The organism is Parvibaculum sp. (assembly GCF_035511255.1).
In the GTDB taxonomy this organism is placed as follows: Bacteria; Pseudomonadota; Alphaproteobacteria; order Parvibaculales; family Parvibaculaceae; genus Parvibaculum.
The window spans coordinates 1-5430 of the sequence record NZ_DATKFR010000473.1; the positions used below are offsets into that span (position 1 = coordinate 1).

8 protein-coding genes are annotated in these 5430 nt (G+C 62.8%); 3 read left to right on the forward strand and 5 right to left on the reverse strand.

Annotated features, from left to right (window positions below):
• The coding region (locus VMR03_RS17545; protein ID WP_325407515.1) for a response regulator transcription factor at nt 1-597 on the forward strand (597 nt) is incomplete at its 5' end.
• A gap of 12 nt (nt 598-609) precedes the next feature.
• Here VMR03_RS17545 and VMR03_RS17550 read toward each other — a convergent pair.
• Together VMR03_RS17550 and VMR03_RS17555 are read right to left on the reverse strand one after the other, a co-directional pair.
• The gene (locus VMR03_RS17550) at nt 610-774 is read right to left on the reverse strand and encodes a hypothetical protein (protein WP_325407517.1); all 165 of its coding nucleotides are present in this window, start codon (nt 772-774) and stop codon (nt 610-612) included.
• Between the two features lie 100 nt (nt 775-874).
• Nucleotides 875-1336 carry a thioesterase family protein gene (locus tag VMR03_RS17555; protein WP_325407519.1) on the reverse strand — a complete coding sequence of 154 codons (462 nt, stop codon included), beginning with the start codon at nt 1334-1336 and terminating at the stop codon, nt 875-877.
• Nucleotides 1337-1451: 115 nt separating this feature from the next.
• Here VMR03_RS17555 and VMR03_RS17560 point away from each other — a divergent pair, with 115 nt between their 5' ends.
• Both VMR03_RS17560 and VMR03_RS17565 read left to right on the forward strand, forming a co-directional pair.
• Nucleotides 1452-1937: a Crp/Fnr family transcriptional regulator gene (locus tag VMR03_RS17560; RefSeq protein WP_325407521.1), complete on the forward strand. Its 486-nt coding sequence runs from the start codon at nt 1452-1454 to the stop codon at nt 1935-1937.
• Nucleotides 1934-2422, forward strand: a complete 489-nt coding sequence (locus VMR03_RS17565; protein WP_325407523.1) for a PaaI family thioesterase — start codon at nt 1934-1936, stop codon at nt 2420-2422. The genes VMR03_RS17560 and VMR03_RS17565 overlap by 4 nt, the downstream gene beginning before the upstream one ends.
• Nucleotides 2423-2425: 3 nt before the next feature.
• Here VMR03_RS17565 and VMR03_RS17570 read toward each other — a convergent pair whose 3' ends face one another.
• The 3 genes from VMR03_RS17570 to VMR03_RS17580 form a co-directional block, all read right to left on the reverse strand.
• The gene (locus VMR03_RS17570) at nt 2426-3070 is read right to left on the reverse strand and encodes a TetR/AcrR family transcriptional regulator (RefSeq protein ID WP_325407525.1); all 645 of its coding nucleotides are present in this window, start codon (nt 3068-3070) and stop codon (nt 2426-2428) included.
• A gap of 309 nt (nt 3071-3379) precedes the next feature.
• Nucleotides 3380-4186: an exodeoxyribonuclease III gene (gene xth / locus VMR03_RS17575; protein WP_325407526.1), complete on the reverse strand. Its 807-nt coding sequence runs from the start codon at nt 4184-4186 to the stop codon at nt 3380-3382.
• A gap of 28 nt (nt 4187-4214) precedes the next feature.
• Nucleotides 4215-4829 carry a hypothetical protein gene (locus VMR03_RS17580; RefSeq protein ID WP_325407528.1) on the reverse strand — a complete coding sequence of 205 codons (615 nt, stop codon included), beginning with the start codon at nt 4827-4829 and terminating at the stop codon, nt 4215-4217.
• Between the last annotated feature and the right edge of the window lie 601 nt (nt 4830-5430).

The following is a 5430-nucleotide window of genomic DNA, read 5'->3' on the forward strand; positions in this document are numbered from 1 at the left end:
GAGGTCGCGACGGCATCGACCGCCTCGACGGGAATCGAACATGCGCGCAAGGCTCATGTCGATCTCGTCCTGCTCGATGTCGGTCTTCCCGATATGGATGGCCGCGAGGCTTGCCGTGTGATGCGTCGCGACGGGTTGAAGACGCCTGTCATCATGCTCACCGGCGTCGACACGGATGCCGACGCGATCCTCGGCCTCGACGCCGGCGCGACGGATTACGTGACGAAGCCTTTCCGTTTCGGCGTACTGCTGGCGCGCATCCGGGCGCATCTGCGGACGCATGAGCAAAGCGAGGATGCCGTCTTCAAGATCGGGCCATATTCCTTCCGGCCGAGCGCGAAGCTGCTCGTCGACGCGGCCGAGAAAAAGATCAGGCTCACCGAGAAGGAAACGAACATCCTCAAATATCTCTACCGTGCCGGGCACAAGGTCGTCGGCCGCGAAGTGCTGCTCGCCGAAGTCTGGGGCTACAATTCCGGCGTCACGACGCATACGCTCGAAACGCATATCTATCGGCTCCGGCAGAAGATCGAGAAGGATCCGTCACATGCCGAAATCCTGGTCACCGACGCGGGCGGATATCGTCTGGTGCCGTGAGCCCCTGCCAGGTCAGGCTTTGGCCGTCATCGAGATCAGGACGATCGAGCCGAGTGTGATCGGCGCGGCGACCAGCGCGGCAATGACGAGCGCCGTCGCGCCCCAAATCGAAATGCCGACGAGCACGAGAAGAATGACATTGAGAAAAAAGAGCGTGATGCTGTCGATGCTGTCCATGGGCGGGCTCTCGTGACGCAAGTGAACTGAAGTCGCAGCGGTCATGTGCCGCAATCCGGCCCTGGCGAAAAGTGGTCACTTCGCCGCAGCACGCATCCGTTCAATTGTCGCCGTCGACAGACGCGGTCAGCTTGTAGGTTTCGACAAATTCCACCGGCATCCGCGTTGCCTTTCCCGTCTCGATATTGATGCAGACGAAATCGGAGAGACCACGCAGCAGCGTCGCGCCGGTCGATGCCTTCACCATCTGGAAACGACGGCGAAGACGGAGCCGCCCGTCATTGCCGGTGATCCAGGTCGCGACCAATACTTTGTCCCCCTCATGGCTCGGTGCGAAATATTCCATCTCGTGGCGGCGCACGACCATGCCGCGATTGAGCCTCGCGTAAGATGCGAAATCGAGGCCGAGCGCCTTGGAATGTTCCCAGGCGGTCTTGGCCATCCAGGTCAGATAGACGACATTGTTCGTATGCTGAAAATCGTCGATGTGCTGCGGCTCGACCGTCACCTCGTGGATGAAGGGATCGGGATGGTCCCAGATGATTTCGTTCATGTCCGTCATCGGCCGGCTCCTTGTTTGCGCCTTTCTAGCCGCCGCTTGCCCCGAGGGCAATCGAGCGGATGTTTCGTGTCGGCCCCCTCTTCGCTATGCCCCGCCTCTTCGCTATGCTTTGCGCATGAGCCTCAAGACGATCATCTCGCTGCTTCAGCGGCACGATCTTTTCGCCGATCTCGATCCGGTCAGGCTCGAGGTGCTGGCCTTTACCGCCGAACGTCCGGCCTTCGAGCCCGGCGAAACGCTGTTCGAGGCGGGCGCGCCGGCTTCCGACGCCTATCTGATCGTCGAGGGCCAGGCCGTCATGATGGCGCATGTGGGCCACGAGACGCGGGGCGGCGAGAAGCGGGCGCTTCGTCTTGACAGGGGCGACCTCATCGGCGAAACCGCCCTCTTCCATGAGGGCGGGCGGCGCTCGACAGTCAGGGCGGCGAGCCCGCTCCAGACGCTCCGGATCAGCCGTTATCTCTTTCAGCGGCTGCTGGAGGAATTTCCCGAAATGGCGGGTGCGGTCGCGCGGGCGCTCAGCCGCCGGCTCGATACCGTCGGCCGGGAGATTGCCGAATTGAGCCGCGATATGGCGGAAAAGACCGGGAGGCAGGAATGAACGGCACGGATGAGGCGGCGGCGGAACGCAAGGATATGGCCGCGCAGGACTGGCCGCCGAACATTCAGGCCGTCTTCAAGCGCATGGCGCCGGCGAGCCGCTATCTCGGTCTCGAAATCATCGCCGCCGACCAGACGGCGCGCACCGTCGAGGTCGCCTTCAATGCAGGTCCCGAGCTCTGCAACATGTGGGGCGGCATCCAGGGCGGCATGGTCGCGGCCATGCTCGACGACGTGATGAGTCTCGCGGTCGGCCTCGATCTCGAATGGGGCCAGATCAGCCCGACGCTCGAACTCAAGGTCTCGATGCTCAACGCCGCAAGGCCCGGCCGCATCATCGGCCGGGGTCGCGTCATCAAGCGCGGCCGTTCGGTCGGCTTCATCGAGGGCGAGCTGCTGACGGAAGACGGAACGCTGCTTGCGACGGGAAGTTCGACGGCGACCTTCGTCACGCTGAAGAAGAAGGAAAAATCCGCCGAGGCTTGATCCTCAGCTATAGGCGTTAGCGTCGAGATAGCTGCGCGCCGCCGGCGTCAGATGCGTTTCGAAGAGCGCGAAGTGGTGGCGTACGCCCGCATTGAGCGCCTGCTTGTCGAGCTTCACGATACGGCGCGTTTCGCGCAGGAAGCTCGGCCAATAGCGGATCACCATCCAGACATTGTCGGCGAGCGGCGCGAGTTCGTCCTCGGGCATGGAGAGGTGCCCAGCTTCGATCATGTGGCGGAACATGCGTTGCAGCATCGCCGTCGTGAGTTCGTAAACGCGGTGGATCTTGCTTTCGAGCTCGGGCGAGGTGCGGCCATACTCGGCCTGGTCGCGATAGAGGAACTGGAATTCCCAGACTTCCTCGAAGACCATCCGGTTGAAGAGCACATAGGAATCGAGGACCGTCTCGGGTGTCGACTTGATCGCGAGGCGCGTGTCGATGCGGCGGATCAGTGTGTATTGGTGGGCGCGGACGAGGTCCTTCTTGGTCCGGAAGTGATACCAGAGATTGCCCTCGGAGATGCCGACCTCCTCCGCGATGCGGGCGGTGGTCACGGTGTCGTAACCGTTCTCGTTGAAGAGACGCAGGCTCACGAGAAGGATGCGGTCCTTGGTCTTGACGGCCTTGGTTTGGGTCTGGGGTGCCATGGTCCTGGGTGCCATGAGGGCGGTTTGCTCGCGCTTCCTGTCGGGACGGTTCCCGGCCTGTCGCTGGCCGCGTCCTCGTTCTTTCCCCGACGTCATTTCCGTCTGCCGCGCCAGCGCGCGGGCCGGTTCGCGAAAATGTGTGGGGGCGGCCATGGTGGGGCCTTGCTCCCTTAGGGTCAATACCCTAGAGTTGGTTCGCGACCCTAACAAAGAACATGCGGACGATCCGTCGAACCGCAGCGTTGCTTAGGAGGAGCCCCAGGAGCGGGCGTGACACCCGGGAACTTACCCCCGAGCTGGTTCCCCCAGTTACAGTTTCAGGGTTGCGATCACGGGAACGTGGTCCGATGCCCGCTCCCACCCCCTCGCCTCCCTCAGGACCTGCATGGATTGCGGCGCCTCGCCGAGTGCGGGCGTCACCCAGATGTGGTCGAGCCTGCGGCCGCGATCGGCGGCGGCCCAATCCTTGGCGCGGTAGCTCCACCAGGAATAGAGCTTTTCCTCGGCCGGCACGAAGCGCCGCATCACGTCGATCCAGTCGTGGGAGGCGATCACCTCGTTCATCAGCTCGACCTCGACCGGGGTGTGGCTGACGACCTTCAGCAATTGCTTGTGCGACCAGACGTCGTGCTCGAGCGGCGCGACGTTGAGATCGCCGACCAGCGCCATGCGGTTCTCGTTCTTGCGTTTCATGCCGTCATACCATTGGGTCATCTCGCGCATGAAGGCGAGCTTATGGGCGAATTTCTCGTTGATCTCCGGGTCGGGCTCGTCGCCGCCCGCCGGCACGTAGAAATTATGCACCGTGAGCCCGCCCGGCACGTCGAGATCGACCGAAAGATGGCGCGCATCGCCCTTCTCGCAAAAACCTTTCGTCTCGATCTTCTTGAAGGGAATGCGGCTCAGGATCGCGACGCCGTGATAGCCCTTCTGGCCGTTGACGGCGACATGCTCGTAACCCGCCTTCTGGATCGCCTTCAGCGGAAAGGCGTCGTTGACGCATTTGATTTCCTGAAGACAGAGCACGTCCGGCGCGTGGTCGGAAAGAACCTTCTCGACCAGATTGATCCGTAAGCGGACGGAATTGATATTCCAGGTGGCGAGCTTGAAATCCAAGGGTTTGGCGCTTTCGGAAAGTTGAGGGTCAGAAGATGTTGAAGGTGAGGCCGGCGACGCCGATGGGCCAGCGGCCCCGCGCAAAGAGCGCGAATTTGCGGTGGAAGGGATGGTTTTCCTCGGCGCCGGCGATGAGCGCAAGCGCCGCGTTGTGCGCGGCCTGAACGGCGGCGCCGGCGGCGGCGTCCATCAGCGCCTCGTCGTCGATGTCAGCGAAAGTGGCCGCCTCGCGCACGGCGGCGCCGAGCCGCCCGCCCAAAATCGCCGTCACATGCGTCAGCGCGATCGCGAGGCCTTCCTCGGAAATGGCATCCAGCGCGTCCGTCGCGAGGCCGGCGCGCAACTGTTCTTCCGCTTCCCACTGAGCGGTGTCGAAATCGGTATTGGCGGCGGCATCGGCCGCGTCCTCCCAGCTCGCGACGCGGGCTGGCTCCGCATCGGGAAAGCCGAGCCCGTCGAGATAATCGCGGGCGATGCGCTTTGCTTCCCGGTCGAGCGGTTCGCCGACGGCCGAAAACCAGGGCAGCAGCGCCGCTTCTTCCGCGAAGAGTCGTACGCCGCGCAGCAGCGGAATCTCCTCCTCGAGCGCGTCGAGATCGTCGTCGCTCAGCGTGATATGCGGCTCGTCGTCGTCGTCCTGCATGGGGGTCCCGGCGCTGAAGCGCAGTCATGGGTGGCTGGATGTTCTTATATAGCAGCCGCAGAAAAAATTACGCCCCGGCGCATGAGGTTTGGACGGGACGCAGAAAAAGTTACGCCCCGTCAGGGGGGTGACGGGGCGCAACCGCGCTTCTTCTGCGCTTGCGCCGGGAGGGGAATTCCGGCGCGTCGGGGACGGAGCACCAACCAGACGAGCGGGGGGCAGGTCGCCTGGAGGGCTTAACGCTCCGCCCTCATGTAAAGGTAGATAGGTCCAGTCCGGGGCGAGTTCAATGGCGGGAGCGATGATCTTTTGATGAATTCCAATTTAGGCTGGCGCACACCTATAATTCAACAAAATCAAAGACTTATTAGACACGGGTTGGCGCCAGGCGAAAATGCCGCACCCTTGTCCAGCCTTTTTAGAGGCCCCGCCGTCTCGCCTAGAGGACGCCGAGATCCTTCGCGATGAGGTCGATGCAGCGCCGGGCGAGGGCGAACATCTCGTCGATCTCGCTCTCGGATATGACCAGCGGCGGGCTCAGGACCATGGTGTCGCCGATGGCGCGCATGATCAGGCCATTGTCGAAACAATGGACGCGGCA

Coding starts and splice junctions, on each gene's coding strand:
- VMR03_RS17550 (WP_325407517.1), bottom strand. CDS start 774: ATGGACAGCATCGACAGCATCACGCTCTTTTTTCTCAATGTCATTCTT.
- VMR03_RS17555 (WP_325407519.1), bottom strand. CDS start 1,336: ATGACGGACATGAACGAAATCATCTGGGACCATCCCGATCCCTTCATC.
- VMR03_RS17560 (WP_325407521.1), top strand. CDS start 1,452: ATGAGCCTCAAGACGATCATCTCGCTGCTTCAGCGGCACGATCTTTTC.
- VMR03_RS17565 (WP_325407523.1), top strand. CDS start 1,934: ATGAACGGCACGGATGAGGCGGCGGCGGAACGCAAGGATATGGCCGCG.
- VMR03_RS17570 (WP_325407525.1), bottom strand. CDS start 3,070: ATGGCACCCCAGACCCAAACCAAGGCCGTCAAGACCAAGGACCGCATC.
- VMR03_RS17580 (WP_325407528.1), bottom strand. CDS start 4,829: ATGCAGGACGACGACGACGAGCCGCATATCACGCTGAGCGACGACGAT.